Source organism: Synechococcus elongatus PCC 6301, from assembly GCF_000010065.1.
Lineage (GTDB): Bacteria > Cyanobacteriota > Cyanobacteriia > Synechococcales > Synechococcaceae > Synechococcus > Synechococcus elongatus.
In genome coordinates, this window is the sequence record NC_006576.1 from 54159 (window position 1) to 72209 (window position 18051).

Sequence of the window (18051 nt, forward strand, 5' to 3'; positions counted from 1 at the left end):
ATCTACTTTCAGTGTCGGGGATTCATTCCTGACTGACAACAATGTTCCTTTAATTATTGCTAAGCGTTAACGTCTCTGAATGATTACGGTTTGCGGTGCCTGTGCTAACAGATCTTTCCAGAGGGTTGTGGTGGGCAGCTGTTCCAAGGTCATCGATAGCATCACCGCTTCGATCCCTCGACTTTGCATCACATCCAATAGCACTGCTGTCACCGATCGCGCACAGATCAAGTCTGCTTGGATGGGTTGCCGCAGGCGGTTCTCCAGTCGTCGCTGCAGCTGCTGGAGACGGTTGGCTGAAACGGTTTGTCGAGGGAGGTCGATCTGACAGAGGGAGATATCTGGATCGGTAATCAACTGCAGGATTTGTTCCAAGGGCTCGGCCAAACCTGTCTGGGGCACCTGGGCGCTGAGGGGAATCAGCCAATGGCGTAGCGGCAGAGTCGGGCGATCGCCCTGCAGGAGTGGCGCCTTGGCCAGGAATGCAGCCCCGGGTTTGACCAACAGCACCCGGCAGGGAGCCTGCTGCAAAATCTGATCAATCCCTTCGCGGAACAGCCGTTGGGCTAAGGAAGCCCCGCCACCCCAGCCCATCACGAGATCGTTGATGTGGCGATCGCTAATCGTTTCTAGAATCGCAGCAGAAAGATCGTGACAAACCCGGACTTGCGTATGAACCGGAATCTGCCAGCGTCGGCCCAACCGCTCGGCCTGCCGCAACATTCGCCGTGCTCCAAGAGTTGAAACTGCTGTTTGAGAGGGATCGGCTTCGCGAGAGACAGGAATCAGGTGCAGACATTCCAGCTCGTAGTTCCGCAAACTGGCGAGCCCTGCCGCCAACTGCAACAGAGATTGAGCTGTGCGCGGATTGGCCAGTAGCACTAGCAGACGTCCTTGGCCGGTAGCGGGCGATCGCGTTTCGTAGGCGACGTAGGAGGGGGCGATCGGCGTCGCAGCAATATCTTGACCGCTTAGGAGTTCCGATTCGGCCCGAATGATGTCGGCTCGTGTGATGATTCCGACCAGCTTGCGGCCATCGACCACGGGCAACCGGCTGATTTGGAAGCGGTTCAGCACGTAAAGAACGTGGGCCAGAGTGTCTTGGGGGGCAACTGTCAGCGGGTGAGGCGTCATGATTTCGCTGAGCCGCACGGACTCGCCTTTGCCTTTGAGGGTTTGTTCATCCAGATCGGAGCTGGTAACAATGCCGACTAGAGCACCTTTTTGAGTAACAGGAAAACCTCGGTGGTGAGTGCGGTTGAATTGCTGGATTACTTCAGTCAGGGGTAGGCTGGCTTCCAGAGTTTCCACAGGACTAGCCATCACCTGGGCAGCAGTCAGACCCAAGCTGCTGTTGAGAGTTGGCAAGGCGCCAACCACTGCGGCTGCTTTGCTGGGCGATCGCGCCAAGCTGGCAATTCCATAGGCGGTAATCGAGGCCACCATCAGCGGTAACACTGCGTTGAAATCGCGGGTCATCTCGAACACAATCACGATCGCCGTGATCGGCCCTTGGGTGACGGCGCTAAACATCGCGCCCATACCCGCCAAGGCATAGGTTGCCGGAGCATCGATCCGCAGCGGAATCCCAACCTGCAAAAAGATCGCCTGAATGGAAAGCACCACGCCCAGACCCAAACTGGAACCGAGCACCAGCGCTGGCGCAAAAATCCCGCCAGAAGCCCCTGATCCAGCAGCCACCAGCGTCAGACCAAAGTTGATCGCCAACATCAGCAACGCGATCGAGCCACTGTCCGGGATGGTCACCCTAAAGGGGTTACTCAGGCCTTGCCGCAGCGCAGCAGGGAGCAACAGCAGTAGTAAGGCCGAGATCCCACTGGCGATCGCAACCCGCCAAGGCAGCCCCTTGAGCGGTAAGCGTTCATAACAGCGTTGACTGAACGCCAAGCCGCGATTGAACAAAATGCCTAGGCCCCCTGCAAACAGTCCTAAAAGTAGGACAACGGGCAGCTCAGGCACGGTCAGGGCGGCTGGAGCAGCAACAATTTCAGAGCTGAAACTCAGGCTTTGACTGCCGAGAATTCCCGAAACAACTGCCCCAATAAAGGCTGCGAGGACTGCTGTCCCAAGGGTGAAGCTAGAGACATCATGGAGCAGTTGCTCCAGCACTAGCATCACACCGGCTAGCGGTGCATTAAAGCCAGCCGCGAGGCCAGCGGCAGCCCCGGAAGCAATCAACTGTCGTCGGTAGTCTGGCGAGGTGGGGAACCACTGGCTCATCTGACCCGCGAGGGAAGCGCCCACTTGCACGGTTGGGCCTTGCCGCCTTAGGGGCAGCCCTGAACCAACCACCAGCATCGTGCTGGCAATTTTGACGATCGCAACCCGTAGGTTCAAGGCGATGCGGCTGCCTGACAGTGCGGCTTGCACTTGGCTGATGCCGCTGCCCTCGGCTTCGGGGGCAAACCGTTGCACCAGCCAACCGGCGATCGCGCCCAGAATCGGTGGCAAAAGGAGCTGCAGGCCAAGTGGCAGTCCCGGGCGATCGCGCAGATCTTGAACACCCGTTGCACCCAGTTTGAGCAGGAAGGCACTCGCCCCTGAAACCAGCCCGATTGCGCAAGCTTCCAGCACAGCCCACTGCTGCGCTTTAGCAAACCGTGGCGGAAAACGCAGACGAAACACGCGTCAGGTTAGCGAAACGCTTGTGTAGCCTAGCGCGAGATCTCAATTTGCAGCGATTGAAGGGGCCGATCTGACGACCGGAGTGAGCAAGTCCCGCATAGGCTCGCCTTCACTGTTGTGGGGCAGGACGCCGATTCCCAGCTTGCCTACGTCGCACTGACCAGGGAAAGCGCTGGCACTGCGATCGCAGGAGTCCAGCAGTTACCCTGCCAACTCAGGTCGTTGGCCAGCTGACAGTCTTGCAAGGCAGTGTAGACATTCCCCGCCAGCATGGTGTCTTTGACTCGGCCAGTGATGTGGCCGTTTTGAATGCGATAGCCCAGGTCAACGTTGACGGAAAAATCACCCGCTAAATCGGGACCACCGCCTAGGGTTTGATCGAGCAGAATACCATCGTCGATCGCGGCAATCAGTGCAGCCAAAGAAGCAGTGCCCGGTTCTAAGCAACAGTTGACCAGTGCCGGTTGGGGATAGCTTCCCAGCCCAGGGCGGAAACCATTGCCCGTTTTCTCGCTTGGATGCGAACCACAACGGCGATCGCGGTAGAAGCCCTTCAAAACCCCGGCTTCAATCAGGGTGAATGTCTGGGTGCGATCGCCTGCATCATCAAAAGGACAGGCATAGGGTCCAAAGTCAGGTCTTTGGCTGAGTGTCACTGCCGGACTGAGAATGCGATTGCCCAGCCGCTCACTCCAAGGTGAGCTACCTTCCTGCACCCGTTGACCATTCAAGGCCGCTTGCACGGTGCCCCAGAGTAAATCCGTCGCTCGGGCCGCAATCACCACTGGGCGTTGCCCTTGAGGTGCTGGTACGCTTTGCTCGGCCCATTGCAAGCGCTGCAAAATTGAGGTGGTCAGGGCGTTTGGATCCAAGACTGCTTGGTCTAAGGCCTCTTCGCCAACCGCTAGAAAATCCTCGCCTCGCGTCCACTCCACCTGCAGATAGGCGCTGAGGCTAACATCCTGCTGCTGTAGATTCAGCCCCCGACTGTCGATCAGGCGCACCGCTTCCTGACTACAGGTCCATTCGCCGCTGCAGAGTACTGCCGGATAGCGGTCGCGGATGTGGGCGATCGCCGAGCGCCCTGCGGTCATCAACGCCTCTACCGCCACCGGCGATCGCGAATCGGGAAACTGCGCCTGCCAAGGATCGGCTAAAAGCGGTTCTTCTGGATCATTGAGATCACTGAGGGCACAGGCTCGGTCGACCAATTGCTGTGGATCGACGGCGCCATAGGCCACCGCTAGCCCGGGTTTGCCCTGCCGCCACAAGCGCAGAGCGACCCCCTCCGACTGAGTGGACTCCAGTTGCTTCAGTTCATTGGCTTCGAAGTAGACCGGACGGGATTCGCTGCTCGTCCAATAGACCTCAGCCAGCTCCGCGCCCGATCGCTGTGCTAAATCTAGCAGTTGTTCCGGCTGCAATTCGCTGCTCATCGCCTACCCTAGCGGCAACTCGCGCAGCAACCAGAAACCGGCAAAGCGATCGCTGTTGGGATCGACTTGCACGGCCAAGAAGTGCAGTCCCTTTGCCGCCTGTTTCGCAGCGTTAAACTGAGTCGCTTCCTGCTGAAGGGCTGGGACGTTCAGTGCTGCTAAAGTCCAGCGCTCACTGCCACCCGTTTCCAAGAGCAGTTGTTTGGCTGGCGAATCGTAGGTTAGCCAAGCCGGTTCCAGTCCCGAAAGCCAAGCGGCGATCGGCATGGCGCGACTTGCAAAGATGATCAGGCCAGGAATCGGTGTCTCGTCGGGCAAATCAATCCCAGCCAGCGGGAAAGCTTCCCCAAAATCGATCCCCCATTCCCCATGCTCCGCCAGTGCCGCGAAGGGCAAATCGACAAAGGCCCAGCGATCGCCCCGCAGGGCATCAGGCAAGGGCTGGGGGGCTTCGTCGGGCATCTGAACCCCTGCAACTGGGCCAGGGTTGTAGCCGGGATGCGTCGCATAGACCTGCTGTCGCCGCTCTTCCAGCCAGTTGTGGAGACTGACGGTTCGGCGACTGAGCTGACAGGGGAGCCCCAGATCCGTGCAGGCCTTGCGAATCATGTTGTTCATCGGCCGCCGGAAGTAGCGAATCCGATCGGGGGGCGTGCCTGCTTCGGCGATCGCGCTTTTCAAGGCATCCTGCAGCGTCACCGAGTTGACCTGATCGCCGGTGACAAAGTCGGCATAGCGAAAAGTCACGGCGGGAGCCTCAACAGTGGTCACGGTTTCCGCGATCGCCACTTCCCAAAGCTTTTTGCCTGCCTCATCAAGGATCGGCCGCGAGTAAAAATCGAGTTCCCAAATGCGGGTCATGCCCTACTGCGACTCCAGTTGCTTACGGGCTCGCTCAGCGCGATCGGCGGCAGAGGCTTGCAATTCCGCAACGTTTTCAAGAATTTCGCCGGGGTGATTTTCCAACACCTTGGTCGAGAGTGAAATCCGACCTTTGGTGTTGTCGATCGCCACGACCAAGGCTTGAATCGGGTCGCCAATTTTGAAGATTGCGCCGACATCCGCCACAAATTTCTGGCTGATTTGGTTGATCGGCAGCAGCGCCGTCGCCCCTCCCAAATCAACAAAGACGCCAAAGGGTTTCAGCCCCGTCACCTTGCCGTTGATCAACTGACCGACTTCAATTTCCCGCACCAAGGCCGTGCGAGCCGCTTGCCGTTCCGACAGCACCAGCTTTTTATCGGCGCGGTTAACTTCCAAGAACGCAACCGTCAGGGTTTTACCCTTGAGGCTGTCCAAGTCTTCTTTCTCGTTCAGGTGCGATCGCGGAATAAAAGCGCGTAGCCCTTCCAGATCTGCCGTGACGCCGCCCTTGTTGCTACCGGTGACCTTGACCTGTACGGTTTGGCCGCCTTCCTGTAGCTCAGCGACGCGGGTCCAAGCCTGTTCCAAGGCCAAGGCTCGCAGGGACACCGTCACCTGGCCATCTTCGTTTTGGTCGCGGATGACGAGGAACTCAAGCTCTTCATCTTTGGGGAGATGCGCTTCCAAGTCCAATACAGCGTGGAGAGCCGCTTCGCGCTTAGGTAAGAAGGCCGGCGCTTTGCCGCCAATGTCGATGTAGGCCCCATCGGTGCTGTATTCGCAGACCTTGCCGCGTACCAGTTGGCCTTTTTGGGAATCCAGCGACTGGGCTTCCAAGGCTAGGGCAAAGTCGTCGTAGGAAGGGGTGTTGGCGGCAGAAGGACTCATACTGTTCGGACGATGGACTTTCGCAGAATGCGGTTCTTCCTACTTTGACACTGCATTGCGATCGCTCACTAGCCCCTGAGGAGACAAGTCACGGCAATGTTGCATGGATCCATCCCCGCCGAGCGCTTCTTTCCTTACCTAAGCTGGCCTGAGATTGCGGCGCTACCCGATCCCGATCGCGTCCTGATCATTCAGCCGATCGGGGCGATCGAGCAGCACGGTCCGCATTTGCCGCTGGTAGTGGATACCGCGATCGCAACCGCTGTGACCGGCGAGGCATTACGAAGATTGCCTGCCGAAATTGCTGCCTATGCCCTGCCAACCCTCTGCTACGGCAAATCCAACGAACATTGCCAGTTTCCGGGCACGATCAGGCTGCGGACAGAAACCCTGCTGGCCGTTTTGATCGACAGCGCTCACAGCCTCTATGCTGCGGGGTTCCGGCGACTGATCTGGCTAAATGGCCATGGGGGGCAGCCCCAGGTTTTGCAACTCGCGGCTCGTGATCTGCGCGAACAATTTCCAGGTTTCGAAGTTCTGCCACTGTTCGTCTGGAATGTACCCAACCAGATTGGTGAGCTGTTGACACCTCGCGAGCAGACTTTGGGTCTCCATGCTGGCGATGCGGAAACCAGCCTGATGCTGCATCTGCTGCCCGATCAGGTGCGAATGGATCAGGCGATCGCGGAATATCCGCCAGACTTGGATGCTGAGGGTTTGCTGAGCTGGGAAGGCAATCTGCCGATCGCTTGGCTGACCCATGACCTCAGCCAGAGCGGTGTCATTGGCGATCCAACCCCAGCAACCGCTGCGAAAGGGGCAGAAATTTTTGAGCAATTGGTGCAGGGTTGGGTGCAAGTGCTGACGGTGATCGCCCACTGGCAGCGATCGTCCCTGCTGCCACCAAAGTAAATACCGCTAGAGTGTAGATTGGTGCGTACCCCCTGGGATCCACCAAATCCCACATTCTCCCTCTCATCCGTGTCAGGAGACCGCAGACTCATGCCGCAGCTTGAAGCCAGCCTTGAACTGGACTTTCAAAGCGAGTCCTACAAAGACGCTTACAGCCGCATCAACGCGATCGTGATTGAAGGCGAACAAGAGGCGTTCGACAACTACAATCGCCTTGCTGAGATGCTGCCCGACCAGCGGGATGAGCTTCACAAGCTAGCCAAGATGGAACAGCGCCACATGAAAGGCTTTATGGCCTGTGGCAAAAATCTCTCCGTCACTCCTGACATGGGTTTTGCCCAGAAATTTTTCGAGCGCTTGCACGAGAACTTCAAAGCGGCGGCTGCGGAAGGCAAGGTCGTCACCTGCCTACTGATTCAATCGCTAATCATCGAGTGCTTTGCGATCGCGGCTTACAACATCTACATCCCAGTGGCGGATGCTTTTGCCCGCAAAATCACGGAGGGGGTCGTGCGCGACGAATACCTGCACCGCAACTTCGGTGAAGAGTGGCTGAAGGCGAATTTTGATGCTTCCAAAGCCGAACTGGAAGAAGCCAATCGTCAGAACCTGCCCTTGGTTTGGCTAATGCTCAACGAAGTGGCCGATGATGCTCGCGAACTCGGGATGGAGCGTGAGTCGCTCGTCGAGGACTTTATGATTGCCTACGGTGAAGCTCTGGAAAACATCGGCTTCACAACGCGCGAAATCATGCGTATGTCCGCCTATGGCCTTGCGGCCGTTTGATCCAGGAAATCTGAATGTTCGGTCTTATCGGTCATCTCACCAGTTTGGAGCAGGCCCGCGACGTTTCTCGCAGGATGGGCTACGACGAATACGCCGATCAAGGATTGGAGTTTTGGAGTAGCGCTCCTCCTCAAATCGTTGATGAAATCACAGTCACCAGTGCCACAGGCAAGGTGATTCACGGTCGCTACATCGAATCGTGTTTCTTGCCGGAAATGCTGGCGGCGCGCCGCTTCAAAACAGCCACGCGCAAAGTTCTCAATGCCATGTCCCATGCCCAAAAACACGGCATCGACATCTCGGCCTTGGGGGGCTTTACCTCGATTATTTTCGAGAATTTCGATTTGGCCAGTTTGCGGCAAGTGCGCGACACTACCTTGGAGTTTGAACGGTTCACCACCGGCAATACTCACACGGCCTACGTAATCTGTAGACAGGTGGAAGCCGCTGCTAAAACGCTGGGCATCGACATTACCCAAGCGACAGTAGCGGTTGTCGGCGCGACTGGCGATATCGGTAGCGCTGTCTGCCGCTGGCTCGACCTCAAACTGGGTGTCGGTGATTTGATCCTGACGGCGCGCAATCAGGAGCGTTTGGATAACCTGCAGGCTGAACTCGGCCGGGGCAAGATTCTGCCCTTGGAAGCCGCTCTGCCGGAAGCTGACTTTATCGTGTGGGTCGCCAGTATGCCTCAGGGCGTAGTGATCGACCCAGCAACCCTGAAGCAACCCTGCGTCCTAATCGACGGGGGCTACCCCAAAAACTTGGGCAGCAAAGTCCAAGGTGAGGGCATCTATGTCCTCAATGGCGGGGTAGTTGAACATTGCTTCGACATCGACTGGCAGATCATGTCCGCTGCAGAGATGGCGCGGCCCGAGCGCCAGATGTTTGCCTGCTTTGCCGAGGCGATGCTCTTGGAATTTGAAGGCTGGCATACTAACTTCTCCTGGGGCCGCAACCAAATCACGATCGAGAAGATGGAAGCGATCGGTGAGGCATCGGTGCGCCACGGCTTCCAACCCTTGGCATTGGCAATTTGAGGTCTGTGCATGGCTGCACCTGTCACGAAGAAGCCAATTCTGCTGGAGTTTGAAAAGCCCCTAGTTGAGCTGGAGGAACGGATCACGCAAATCCGCACCCTCGCAGCGGACAACCAGGTGGATGTGAGCGGCCAAATTCAGCAACTGGAAGCCCGGGCGATTCAACTGCGGCGAGAAATTTTTAGTAATCTCTCGCCAGCCCAGCGCATCCAAGTGGCGCGTCATCCCCGACGTCCGAGTACCTTGGACTACATCCAAGCGATCAGCGACGAGTGGATTGAATTACACGGCGATCGCAACGGTAGTGATGACCTCGCACTCGTGGGTGGTGTTGGTGCGCTCGACGGCCAGCCAGTCGTTTTCTTGGGCCACCAAAAGGGGCGCGACACCAAGGACAACGTGCTGCGCAACTTCGGGATGGCTTCACCCGGCGGCTATCGCAAGGCACTGCGTTTGATGGAGCATGCCGATCGCTTCGGGATGCCGATTCTGACCTTTATCGATACACCCGGTGCTTACGCTGGGGTCAGTGCTGAAGAACTGGGTCAAGGTGAGGCAATCGCAGTCAACCTGCGCGAAATGTTCCGCTTCTCGGTGCCGATTCTCTGCACAGTGATTGGCGAAGGCGGTTCGGGCGGGGCCTTGGGCATTGGCGTCGGCGATCGCCTGCTGATGTTTGAGCATTCCGTCTACACTGTTGCCAGTCCCGAAGCCTGCGCATCAATTCTCTGGCGTGATGCGGGCAAGGCAGCCCAGGCGGCAGAAGCGCTCAAGATTACGGCGCGAGACCTCAAGCAATTAGGCATCCTTGACGAAATCATCACCGAACCTTTGGGCGGTGCCCATTCTGCACCGCTGGAAACGGCCCAGAGTTTGCGTCAGGTTTTGCTGCGCCATCTGAAGGATTTGCAAGCCCTCAGTCCGGCTCAGTTGCGCGAGCAGCGTTATCAAAAGTTTCGCCAGCTCGGGGTGTTTCTGGAAAGCAGTGACTAAACACCGCCGCCTGGCCCAAATGGTATAATCGGATGCGTTACATTTCGTCATGTCTTGGCGAATCTTGCATTCCCAGGCCGTCACGTCTTCGGCTAAACATCCACGCTTGACTGCCTGATGGCTGGCATGAGTTTTCTGCCTTCTCCTTTTGTTCTGATTACAGGTGCCAGTAGTGGCATCGGTGCAGCAACTGCCCACGCTTTTGCCCAAGCGGGTTGGTCCTTGCTGCTGTTAGGGCGCGATCGCGGTCGCCTGCAATCGGTTGCTGAGTCTGCCCGTTCTCAGGGTGCAGCGGCGGTGGCAACCTACAGTCTTGATTTGACCAACCTGACCGCTATTGGACCCGCGATCGCCCAGCTCGTCGAGCAGTTTGGGGTTCCCGACGTTCTGATTAACAACGCAGGGACTGCCCAAACGGGGCCGCTGGCGACCCTGTCCTTATCGGACCTGGAGTGCATCTTTGCGCTGAATGTTCACAGTCCGCTATTAGTCGTGCAAGCCCTGCTTCCGGGAATGCGCCAGCGTCAGCGCGGCTTGATTCTCAATGTGGCTTCCATCGCCGCCCAACAAGCCTTCCCCGACTGGGGTGCTTACTGTGCCAGTAAGTCGGCCTTGGCTGCCTGGTCGCGGGTGCTGGCTGCAGAAGAGCGATCGCACGGCATCCGGGTCTCGCTAATCTGCCCTGGCTCTGTTGATACGGCGCTCTGGGACCAACCCAGCGTGGGCGCTAACTTCGATCGCCAGGCCATGTTGCGGCCCGAAACAGTTGCCCAAGTGCTGCTGCAGGTGGCGACCTTGCCGGAGACGGCAGTGGTGGATGAGCTGACCCTCATGCCCAATGCGGGCACGTTTTAGATCGGAATCGCGATCGCCTTCTCAATTACTTTGAGGTTTCTTGTGACGATGACTTCTCCCTCCTTGAATGGCAGCAACAGCTTGGTTGATGCGATCCGCCCTGAGACGGAGGCTGTTTCCCAAGCCGAGATGGAAGCAGCAGTCCGCACGTTGCTGCTCGGGGTCGGAGAAGATCCAGAGCGGGAAGGGCTCCTGAAAACCCCGAAACGGGTCGCTGAGGCCTATCGCTTTTTGACCAGCGGCTACAGCCAATCCCTGGATGACTTGGTCAACGGCGCCATCTTCGACGAAGGTCACAACGAAATGGTGTTGGTGCGTGACATCACCGCCTTCAGCCTTTGTGAACACCACATGCTGCCGTTCATGGGCAAAGTTCACGTCGCTTACATCCCCAACCAAAAGGTTGTCGGCCTGAGCAAACTGGCTCGCATCGTCGAGATGTACAGTCGCCGTCTGCAGGTGCAAGAGCGCCTGACCCGCCAGATTGCTGAGTCGGTGCAGGAAATCCTCGACCCGCAAGGTGTGGCCGTCGTCATGGAAGCCACCCACATGTGCATGGTGATGCGCGGTGTCCAAAAGCCGGGCTCTTGGACCGTGACCAGCGCCATGGTCGGTGTTTTCCAAGAGGATCAACGCACCCGCGAGGAATTCCTCAGCCTGATTCGCCATCAACCTGCCGCATTTGCCTAAGCCAGGAATGGCCATCCCGCTCCTGCAAATTGATGCCTTTACGCAGCAGCCCTATCGGGGCAATCCGGCAGCGGTCTGTTTACTGACTGAGCCGCTGCCGGATACTCAGCTACAGGCGATCGCTGCAGAGATGAATCTGTCCGAAACGGCGTTTCTGCTCACGGATCAAACGGCTTGGCAGTTGCGTTGGTTTACCCCAGCTTGTGAAGTGGATCTCTGTGGCCATGCCACTTTGGCCGCTGCTCAGGCTCTCCAAGAGTGGGGGCGTGCTCAGCGTGGTCAGACGCTGCGCTTTCACACCCGCAGTGGACTTTTGCAAGCCAAGCTCAGCGATCGCGGTATCGAGCTGGATTTTCCCCTGCAGCCACCCCAAGGGCTAGAGACCTCGCTGGATTTAGCAGCCGGGATCGGCGCGCCGGTTGTCGCTAGCCGAACCAGTGAGCTGGGCTATTGGCTGCTGGAGTTGGCTTCGGTAGAACAGGTGCGCACCTTACAACCCGATCAAGCGGCGATCGCCCAATGGCCCTGTCAGGCTGTGGTGGTAACCGCTGCAGCTCAAGCAGGCGATGATTGTGATTTCGTCTCGCGCTTCTTTGCGCCACGCTTTGGCATTCCCGAGGATCCAGTCACCGGTTCTGCGCACTGCCTGCTAGCGCCCTATTGGCAGGCTAAACTAGGGCGCGACCGCCTCCAAGCTCGGCAATTGTCTGCCCGAGGCGGCGAGCTGGAAGTGGAAGTCGTGGGCGATCGCGTTTTTTTACGGGGCTATGCCGTGACAGTGTTGCGAGGAGAGTTGCAATGAACGGTCGGTCGGCACTGGCAGAGAAAACTACTGGGCGATCGCCGCAACTCGCTTGGTGGCAACAACCCAGGCGCTGGTTATTGGGTGGATCGGTGGTGCTTCCGGTGCTGGCGCTCTGGGGTGTCAACCATTTGCGACAGTCGCAGCCTAATGCGGCAGAGTTACAGGCGATTCAAGACTCAGAACGGGCGCTAGAGCGTCTGCTTAGCGTTAATCCTGCCGGTACTGCACCGGCAGCCAACTCCCAACCGGCAGCAGCGCCTTCAACGCCAGCCCGTTCCCCTACCGATACCAGTCAGGCTCGCCCCGATCCGCGATCGGCCCCGTCCTTAGCCATTCCCAGTAGTAATCAGCCCGCACCGGCTCTCCTGATTCGGGTTGCGATCGCCCGCGAAGGCTCTCAGGCCAGTGTTGGCAGCCAAACCGAGAGCTATCTGACCCGAGAAGATGGCCAAATTTTAGGGACGCTACCGGCGGGTCGGTCTGCTAATGTTGTCGCCAGCGCCGGTCGACTGCAGCTCGCGAGTTGGGCTTCGGGGGGGCCGCTCTGGCTGCAACCCTCGCAGGGAGGTGCGGTTCTCGTGAATGGCCAGCCCTATCGCGGCAAGCTCAAACTGATTGCTGAGGGCGATCGCCTGATTGCGGTTAACTACGTCGATCTGGAGCAGTATTTGGTCAGTGTGGTCGGAGCAGAAATGCCGGCCAGTTGGCCGATTGAAGCGCTGAAAGCCCAAGCCGTGGCCGCCCGTTCCTACGCGATCGCCCACATGGCTCGCCCCGCCAGTGCCTACTTTGATCTCGGCTCAACGACACGCTGGCAAGCCTACAACGGCATCAATAGTGAAGCCACTCGGTCAGCGCAAGCCGTGCAGCAAACAGCAGGCCTTCTATTGAGCTATCGCGGCGGCATCGTCGAGAGTCTCTATGCGGCAACCTATGAAATCGTTGCGGAAGCGCATGGTCATCTGGGAGCCAGTATGAGCCAGCACGGTGCTCGGGATCTGGCCGAACAGGGTTTTGATTTCACGCGCATTTTGGGCAACTATTATCGAGGTGCCCAGCTGGCGCGACTTTCCCTGTAAGCCCAATGCAAAATTTGCTGCAACTGGCCCAGGCGCAAACAGCAGCAGCCTTGGCCAATGGCGCGCTGCAACCGATCGCGACGGAATCTTGCTGGCTGGAAGACCGAGAGCAGCGGTTTTTGGTGCGGATGCTCAGTGGTTGGACCCGCAAGCACCCTCAGGGAAAACCGCACGGACCAAAACCTAACCCCTTTCAGCCCTACGACCCGCGTCTATTCGTCGCCGATGCAGGCGATCGCCATCTCTGGTTACTCAATAAATTTCCGGTGATCGACCAGCATCTGCTGCTAATCACTCGAACCTATGAACCTCAGACCCAGTGGTTGACGCTGGCAGATTTTGAGGCGATCGCTGTTGGGCTACAAGCAATCGATGGTTTTGCGTTTTTTAATGGTGGCCCCCTCGCCGGAGCCAGTCAGCCCCATAAGCACCTACAGCTTGTGCCATTGCCCCTCGACCGAGACTGTTGTCAGCCCCTACCCCTCAGCGATCGCTGGCAAGCCTCTTTGGCCGGGAATCCCAGTGCCCTGCCATTTCAACATGCGATCGCGGCGCTCCCCAATTTGCTTGAGCCCTCGCCCCAGCAGGCTGGCGTGCTCCTATTTGAGGTATATCGGCAGCTTTGGCAGCAATTGCAGATTGACATGAATGGCGATCGCCCACCTGCCTACAATTTGCTGCTGACTCGGCAGTGGTTGTTGATTGTGCCGCGCAGCCGCGAAAGTCATCTGCAGATCAACGTCAACGCCCTCGGCTTTGCTGGGGCTTTGCTAGTGCGTGATCAGCTGCAGTTGCAACAACTACAGGATTTAGGCCCGCTCCAGCTCTTGCAGAGCGTCGGCTGTTGAAGCCAACTCAACGATCACATTCAGAACCTAGGCAGGATCCTCACCGGTTTGACTAGCAGAAGACCGACGACGGCGACAGCGATCGGAGCAGTAGCGCACCTCTTCCCAGCAATCCTTCCACTTGCGTCGCCATTCAAACGGACGCCCGCAAACCAGACAATTCTTTTGCGGCAGATTCGACTTGGTGTAGCGCTGCGCCATGATTTGCCAAGAGCTGAACAAGTTCCGTCATTGTAGAAATTCTGTCCCTCAGCCCCGAAGCCCCATGAGTTTGCGCATCGTTCTGGTCGAGCCGGCGGGTGCCCGTAATGTCGGAGCGATCGCACGAGTGATGATGAATTTTGGCTTGTCAGACTGGGCGATCGTGCGGCCGCGCTGTGACATCCATGGTGGTGAGGCGCGCCAAATGGCGGTGCATGCAGCGGCGCTGCTTGAGCAAGCTGTCCTCGTGGACAACCTCCCCAGCGCGTTGGAGGGGTGTCAGTGGGTAGCAGCCACGACCGGCCAACGCGATTTGCGAGACCTGCCGCTGGAGTCGCCTACCCAAATCCTGCCGTGGTTGCGCCAAGGCCCCGCTGCCCTGATCTTTGGCCGAGAAGACAGCGGTTTGCAGCGATCGGAGCTCAGTTTGGCGCAGCGCTATCTAACCTTTCCCACCGACCCTGCCTATCCCTCGCTCAACTTAGCCCAAGCAGTTGGCCTCTGTTGCTATCACTACGCTTGCCTGTCTGAGGCGGATTCCCGAGGCGTGCCACAGCAGGAATCCAGTCCAGCAGCAGTCCGGGCAGCATTCGAGCAACTGCATGGCTACACCAGCGATCTCGAAGCCTTGCTCCTGCGTGTGGGTTACCTGCACTCCCACACAGCCGCCAGTCGCATGGAAAAAATTCGCGCGATCGCCCAGCGATCGGCCCTCACTGCGGAAGAGGTAGCTCTGTTGCGTGGCATGGTGCGTCAGCTCAATTGGGCACTAAATCAAGTCCCATCTAGCGATCGCCCTTGAAATTCAGGTAGTAGCGGTCAAATTTGCCGACTCTGCCCAGATTGTCCAGAGGCTGCTAGGCTGTTCGACAGTTTTGGCACATCGCTGCTGGAAGGAAAGGCCATGCCCCCTCGCGATCGCACTGCAAGGCGTCCCAATCGCTCTGCGCGACCTAATCCCAAAGCAGCCCGACCATTGCGAGCCGTCGACAGCCCCAGGCCTCCCCGGCGATCGCCTGCTCCGGCAAAACCACTGCGGATTCCCCCACTGTTGCAAAGTGTGTTGCGCTTACTGGTCTTGGGGGTAGGACTGGGCGTCTTGGCAGGCAGTCTGATTGCCGCTTGGGAACCCAACCTCAAACTCGCCCCCACTCCACAAGCGGCCTCAGCCGCCGCTCCCATACCGGTTGCACCAGTCAAGCCCATCGCTTTCCAAGAACCGCTTGCTCCTCTTCAAACCCAGCTTGCGGCCTTGATTCAGCAGCAACCGGCCCTGAAGGCCGAGTTATTCCTGACGGATCTCGACACGGGCAACTACGTCGATATCAACGGCACAACGTCGATTCCTGCTGCCAGCACCATCAAAATTCCTGTGCTAGCTGCCCTGATGGAAGCCGTTCAGCAAGGCAAAGTGCGGCTGGATGAACAGCTAACCATGACCCAGGACCTGGTTGCCTCGGAAGCAGGGGCGATGCAGTATCAGCCGGTGGGCAGCAAGTTTACGGTGTTGGAAACCGCGATCGAGATGATCCGCATCAGCGATAACACAGCAACTAATCTGCTGATTGCCCGTCTAGGGGGGATTGAAGCAGTCAATCAACGGTTTGCCGCTTGGGGATTACAGACGACCCGTATTCGCAATCTACTGCCCGATTTGGAAGGCACCAACAGCACCACACCCAAGGAAATGGTGGAATTGCTGGCCAAGGTGGAGAATGGTTCGCTCCTCGATCCGCGATCGCGCGATCGCTTTTTTGCCGTTCTTCGCACGACCGAAACCAATACCCTGCTCAGTCGTGGCCTGGGCGAGGAAGCAACGATCGCCCACAAAACCGGTGATATCGCCATGGTGGTGGGAGATGTCGGCCTGATCGATATGCCCAGCGGCAAACGCTACATTGCGGCGATGTTGGTGCGCCGTCCCGACAATGACCTCAAGGCCAACGAATTGATTCGCCAGGTCTCGCAACGTACCTATCAATTCCTCAACAGCTTGCCCGTTTCCAGCAACTCGACGCAACAACCCAGCTAGCCGATCGCTATGTTTTTGATTGCTCAAGCGCCTGCACCGCCGGCTGAAATCGTTCGTCTGCAAGAGGTGCGGCCCCTGCCGGGAGCCTTGGACACCATTCCCGTCTTCAACAGCAACAGCCCAGAACTGGTGCTGCAGGAGGGGATTTTACTCTCCACCTTCCCCGGCAGCGAGAAGCAGCATCCCGCAGCGCACCTCAACTACAGCTTTCAAGGTCGCTTTGACCTGTTCGCTCACCATATTGCCCGCGCTGATCAAGGGCGATCGCTGCGGACGCTGCATTTGGGGCTATTGGTCGGCAATCCCAGCGATCAAGCGGTGACGCTGCGCATTTTGGATGGGGCGAGCTACGTCAGCCAGCCCGATGCCCCCTTTAAGCCATTGCCCAGCCGCAGCGACAACAACGATGGCACCGTCTTTGCTGGGCCTGGCGATCGCGTCATGCTCGACCTGATTCAAGACCGCCGCTCGATCAACCTCCCGACTCGCATCACGATTCCACCCCGCAGCACGAGACTGCTGGCGGATTGGCCGATTCCCGTGGCCAGTCTGACGCCGCCCCTCAATGGCCGGTCGGCTTACCTGCGTCTAGAGAGTACGGGGCCAGTCTACGTTGCCAGTTTGGCTCAATACGCCAAGCTCGATGCCAACAACCAAGAGCGATCGCCCTCGCTGAGTGAATGGCAACGCCTGTTGCAAACCAGTCCAGTCGCAGGGCCGCGCGATCGCACGCCTTCAGCGCCGGATGCACCGGGGCCCGTAATCTACAGCCGGGTCGCAGGGGTCGCCATGGGCAGTCGCTGGCAAGCAACCCTGACCGATCCCAACTGGCGCACCCTGCAAATTCCCCAGCCTGGGCAAGCTTTTTCCTACGGCATCAGCACCCTACAGGGAGGGCGTCAGGGAACCGACCAGATCCAAACGGCACCGCTGGTGGTCCGCTACCCCGATACGGCCTATTCGGCCCACGGTAACTATGGTTTGGAATATGACCTGACGTTGCCGTTGGTCAACCTCGATCGCCAACCCCGCACGATCGATTTGCTGTTGGAAACACCAATCAAAGAAGACCGGCTAAGCAAAGGGGGGCTGCGCTTCTTTCAAGCGCTGCCCAACGCCACGTTCTTTCGAGGCAGCGTGCGGCTGCGCTACAGCGATGATCAAGGTCAGATCACAGTTCGTGATGTCCATCTGGTTCAGCGACGCGGCCAGCAAGGTGATTCCCTGTTGAGCTTGACCCTGCAACCGGGGGAACACCGTACCGTGCGGGTGCAGCTCCGCTATCCGCCCGATGCAACCCCGCCCCAAGTGCTAACGGTGAAAACTCAAGCCCAGGGCACGGCTGGGGTGTCTCAGCCTTAGGTGCTTAGGCATCTGGCGGTAACTCTGCAAAGATAATCGGCGCTTGTTGGAGGCGTTGATAGCTGCGATAGCGGTGGCGCAACTCACGCTTTTTAAAGATGATCAGCGAGACCGCCTCCCAGAGAAAGACCCAACCACTGACGACTGCGCCTTCGACCAAGGTTGAAATCAGGATGGTTTCACCAAGTCGATCGCGAAAGAGGGTGGCGCTGCCAATCAGGCTGAAACCAGCTAGGACAAACAATAGAACGCAGCGGTTCAGACGCTGCTGTTCTTGGCTGAGCAGATAGAGGCGAAAGGCCAAGCAGTTCTGGAAACCATCACAGACTGTCTTTTCTAAGGGGCGATCGCGCGACTTCTGGGGGAGCTGGAAGCAAATTTCCAAGGGATAGCGCAGGGGAATTTCATCGGAACTTTCTTCTAGATACTGCTGTAAATAGGGATCGAGATCACGACGTTTGAAGGGAGCCGGGTCCCATTCGTTAAAAATGTCACTGTATTGATCAAGAGCGATTTCAATCACGTAGCGACCATTCGCACGGTTTTGCGAGTAGACCTGCTGAAATCCTGGCTGATTCTGCATTGCGATCGCCCAATTCCGAAGTCTGCAGCCA

The 18051-nt window shown here is 58.1% G+C and carries 18 protein-coding genes; 12 read left to right on the forward strand and 6 right to left on the reverse strand.

Annotation, left to right across the window (positions count from 1 at the left end):
• Positions 1-66: 66 nt before the first annotated feature.
• The 4 genes from SYC_RS00245 to SYC_RS00260 form a co-directional block, all read right to left on the reverse strand.
• Positions 67-2646 (reverse strand): chloride channel protein, encoded by a 2580-nt coding sequence (locus SYC_RS00245; RefSeq protein ID WP_011242358.1) that lies wholly within the window; start codon positions 2644-2646, stop codon positions 67-69.
• Between the two features lie 146 nt (positions 2647-2792).
• Complete coding sequence (locus SYC_RS00250) at positions 2793-4082, reverse strand: TldD/PmbA family protein (RefSeq protein WP_011242359.1); 1290 nt, start codon at positions 4080-4082, stop codon at positions 2793-2795.
• A gap of 3 nt (positions 4083-4085) precedes the next feature.
• Entirely contained in the window at positions 4086-4943 is an 858-nt protein-coding gene (locus tag SYC_RS00255) for a Tab2/Atab2 family RNA-binding protein (protein WP_011242360.1), read from the reverse strand.
• A gap of 3 nt (positions 4944-4946) precedes the next feature.
• Positions 4947-5834: a S1 RNA-binding domain-containing protein gene (locus SYC_RS00260; protein ID WP_011242361.1), complete on the reverse strand. Its 888-nt coding sequence runs from the start codon at positions 5832-5834 to the stop codon at positions 4947-4949.
• A gap of 96 nt (positions 5835-5930) precedes the next feature.
• Here SYC_RS00260 and SYC_RS00265 point away from each other — a divergent pair, with 96 nt between their 5' ends.
• From SYC_RS00265 to SYC_RS00305, 9 genes are all read left to right on the forward strand, one after another.
• Complete coding sequence (locus SYC_RS00265; protein WP_011242362.1) at positions 5931-6746, forward strand: creatininase family protein; 816 nt, start codon at positions 5931-5933, stop codon at positions 6744-6746.
• Positions 6747-6836: 90 nt separating this feature from the next.
• Positions 6837-7532 carry an aldehyde oxygenase (deformylating) gene (locus tag SYC_RS00270; protein ID WP_011378104.1) on the forward strand — a complete coding sequence of 232 codons (696 nt, stop codon included), beginning with the start codon at positions 6837-6839 and terminating at the stop codon, positions 7530-7532.
• A 14-nt stretch (positions 7533-7546) separates the two neighbouring features.
• The gene (locus tag SYC_RS00275) at positions 7547-8572 is read left to right on the forward strand and encodes a long-chain acyl-[acyl-carrier-protein] reductase (RefSeq protein ID WP_011242364.1); all 1026 of its coding nucleotides are present in this window, start codon (positions 7547-7549) and stop codon (positions 8570-8572) included.
• Between the two features lie 9 nt (positions 8573-8581).
• Positions 8582-9565: an acetyl-CoA carboxylase carboxyltransferase subunit alpha gene (locus SYC_RS00280; RefSeq protein ID WP_011242365.1), complete on the forward strand. Its 984-nt coding sequence runs from the start codon at positions 8582-8584 to the stop codon at positions 9563-9565.
• 117 nt (positions 9566-9682) lie between these two features.
• Complete coding sequence (locus SYC_RS00285; protein ID WP_011242366.1) at positions 9683-10420, forward strand: SDR family oxidoreductase; 738 nt, start codon at positions 9683-9685, stop codon at positions 10418-10420.
• A 48-nt stretch (positions 10421-10468) separates the two neighbouring features.
• Positions 10469-11110 (forward strand): GTP cyclohydrolase I FolE, encoded by a 642-nt coding sequence (gene folE, locus SYC_RS00290; RefSeq protein ID WP_011242367.1) that lies wholly within the window; start codon positions 10469-10471, stop codon positions 11108-11110.
• Positions 11111-11117: 7 nt separating this feature from the next.
• Positions 11118-11912 (forward strand): PhzF family phenazine biosynthesis protein, encoded by a 795-nt coding sequence (locus tag SYC_RS00295; protein WP_011242368.1) that lies wholly within the window; start codon positions 11118-11120, stop codon positions 11910-11912.
• Positions 11909-12994, forward strand: a complete 1086-nt coding sequence (locus tag SYC_RS00300) for a SpoIID/LytB domain-containing protein (RefSeq protein ID WP_011242369.1) — start codon at positions 11909-11911, stop codon at positions 12992-12994. Before SYC_RS00295 ends, SYC_RS00300 begins: the two co-directional genes overlap by 4 nt.
• A 5-nt stretch (positions 12995-12999) precedes the next feature.
• The gene (locus SYC_RS00305; RefSeq protein ID WP_011242370.1) at positions 13000-13842 is read left to right on the forward strand and encodes an ATP adenylyltransferase family protein; all 843 of its coding nucleotides are present in this window, start codon (positions 13000-13002) and stop codon (positions 13840-13842) included.
• 27 nt (positions 13843-13869) lie between these two features.
• Here the strand turns inward: SYC_RS00305 and SYC_RS13460 are convergent, their stop codons facing one another.
• Entirely contained in the window at positions 13870-14043 is a 174-nt protein-coding gene (locus tag SYC_RS13460; protein ID WP_011242371.1) for a DUF2256 domain-containing protein, read from the reverse strand.
• A gap of 64 nt (positions 14044-14107) precedes the next feature.
• Here SYC_RS13460 and SYC_RS00310 point away from each other — a divergent pair, with 64 nt between their 5' ends.
• The 3 genes from SYC_RS00310 to SYC_RS00320 all read left to right on the forward strand — a co-directional run bounded on the left by SYC_RS00310 (position 14108) and on the right by SYC_RS00320 (position 17437).
• Positions 14108-14845 carry an RNA methyltransferase gene (locus SYC_RS00310; RefSeq protein ID WP_011378105.1) on the forward strand — a complete coding sequence of 246 codons (738 nt, stop codon included), beginning with the start codon at positions 14108-14110 and terminating at the stop codon, positions 14843-14845.
• Positions 14846-14947: 102 nt separating this feature from the next.
• A complete protein-coding gene (locus SYC_RS00315; RefSeq protein ID WP_011378106.1) occupies positions 14948-16075 on the forward strand; it encodes a serine hydrolase in 1128 nt (375 codons plus the stop codon).
• Positions 16076-16084: 9 nt separating this feature from the next.
• Positions 16085-17437, forward strand: a complete 1353-nt coding sequence (locus tag SYC_RS00320; protein ID WP_011242374.1) for a DUF3370 domain-containing protein — start codon at positions 16085-16087, stop codon at positions 17435-17437.
• Between the two features lie 4 nt (positions 17438-17441).
• Here the strand turns inward: SYC_RS00320 and SYC_RS00325 are convergent, their stop codons facing one another.
• Complete coding sequence (locus tag SYC_RS00325) at positions 17442-18020, reverse strand: hypothetical protein (RefSeq protein ID WP_011242375.1); 579 nt, start codon at positions 18018-18020, stop codon at positions 17442-17444.
• Positions 18021-18051: the final 31 nt, after the last annotated feature.

Excerpts from the sequence above, each read along its gene's own strand:
- SYC_RS00250 (WP_011242359.1), bottom strand. The coding sequence starts at position 4,082 with ATGAGCAGCGAATTGCAGCCGGAACAACTGCTAGATTTAGCACAGCGA.
- SYC_RS00255 (WP_011242360.1), bottom strand. The coding sequence starts at position 4,943 with ATGACCCGCATTTGGGAACTCGATTTTTACTCGCGGCCGATCCTTGAT.
- SYC_RS00260 (WP_011242361.1), bottom strand. The coding sequence starts at position 5,834 with ATGAGTCCTTCTGCCGCCAACACCCCTTCCTACGACGACTTTGCCCTA.
- SYC_RS00265 (WP_011242362.1), top strand. The coding sequence starts at position 5,931 with ATGTTGCATGGATCCATCCCCGCCGAGCGCTTCTTTCCTTACCTAAGC.
- SYC_RS00270 (WP_011378104.1), top strand. The coding sequence starts at position 6,837 with ATGCCGCAGCTTGAAGCCAGCCTTGAACTGGACTTTCAAAGCGAGTCC.
- SYC_RS00275 (WP_011242364.1), top strand. The coding sequence starts at position 7,547 with ATGTTCGGTCTTATCGGTCATCTCACCAGTTTGGAGCAGGCCCGCGAC.
- SYC_RS00280 (WP_011242365.1), top strand. The coding sequence starts at position 8,582 with ATGGCTGCACCTGTCACGAAGAAGCCAATTCTGCTGGAGTTTGAAAAG.
- SYC_RS00285 (WP_011242366.1), top strand. The coding sequence starts at position 9,683 with ATGGCTGGCATGAGTTTTCTGCCTTCTCCTTTTGTTCTGATTACAGGT.
- folE (WP_011242367.1), top strand. The coding sequence starts at position 10,469 with ATGACTTCTCCCTCCTTGAATGGCAGCAACAGCTTGGTTGATGCGATC.
- SYC_RS00295 (WP_011242368.1), top strand. The coding sequence starts at position 11,118 with ATGGCCATCCCGCTCCTGCAAATTGATGCCTTTACGCAGCAGCCCTAT.
- SYC_RS00300 (WP_011242369.1), top strand. The coding sequence starts at position 11,909 with ATGAACGGTCGGTCGGCACTGGCAGAGAAAACTACTGGGCGATCGCCG.
- SYC_RS00305 (WP_011242370.1), top strand. The coding sequence starts at position 13,000 with ATGCAAAATTTGCTGCAACTGGCCCAGGCGCAAACAGCAGCAGCCTTG.
- SYC_RS13460 (WP_011242371.1), bottom strand. The coding sequence starts at position 14,043 with ATGGCGCAGCGCTACACCAAGTCGAATCTGCCGCAAAAGAATTGTCTG.
- SYC_RS00310 (WP_011378105.1), top strand. The coding sequence starts at position 14,108 with ATGAGTTTGCGCATCGTTCTGGTCGAGCCGGCGGGTGCCCGTAATGTC.
- SYC_RS00315 (WP_011378106.1), top strand. The coding sequence starts at position 14,948 with ATGCCCCCTCGCGATCGCACTGCAAGGCGTCCCAATCGCTCTGCGCGA.
- SYC_RS00320 (WP_011242374.1), top strand. The coding sequence starts at position 16,085 with ATGTTTTTGATTGCTCAAGCGCCTGCACCGCCGGCTGAAATCGTTCGT.
- SYC_RS00325 (WP_011242375.1), bottom strand. The coding sequence starts at position 18,020 with ATGCAGAATCAGCCAGGATTTCAGCAGGTCTACTCGCAAAACCGTGCG.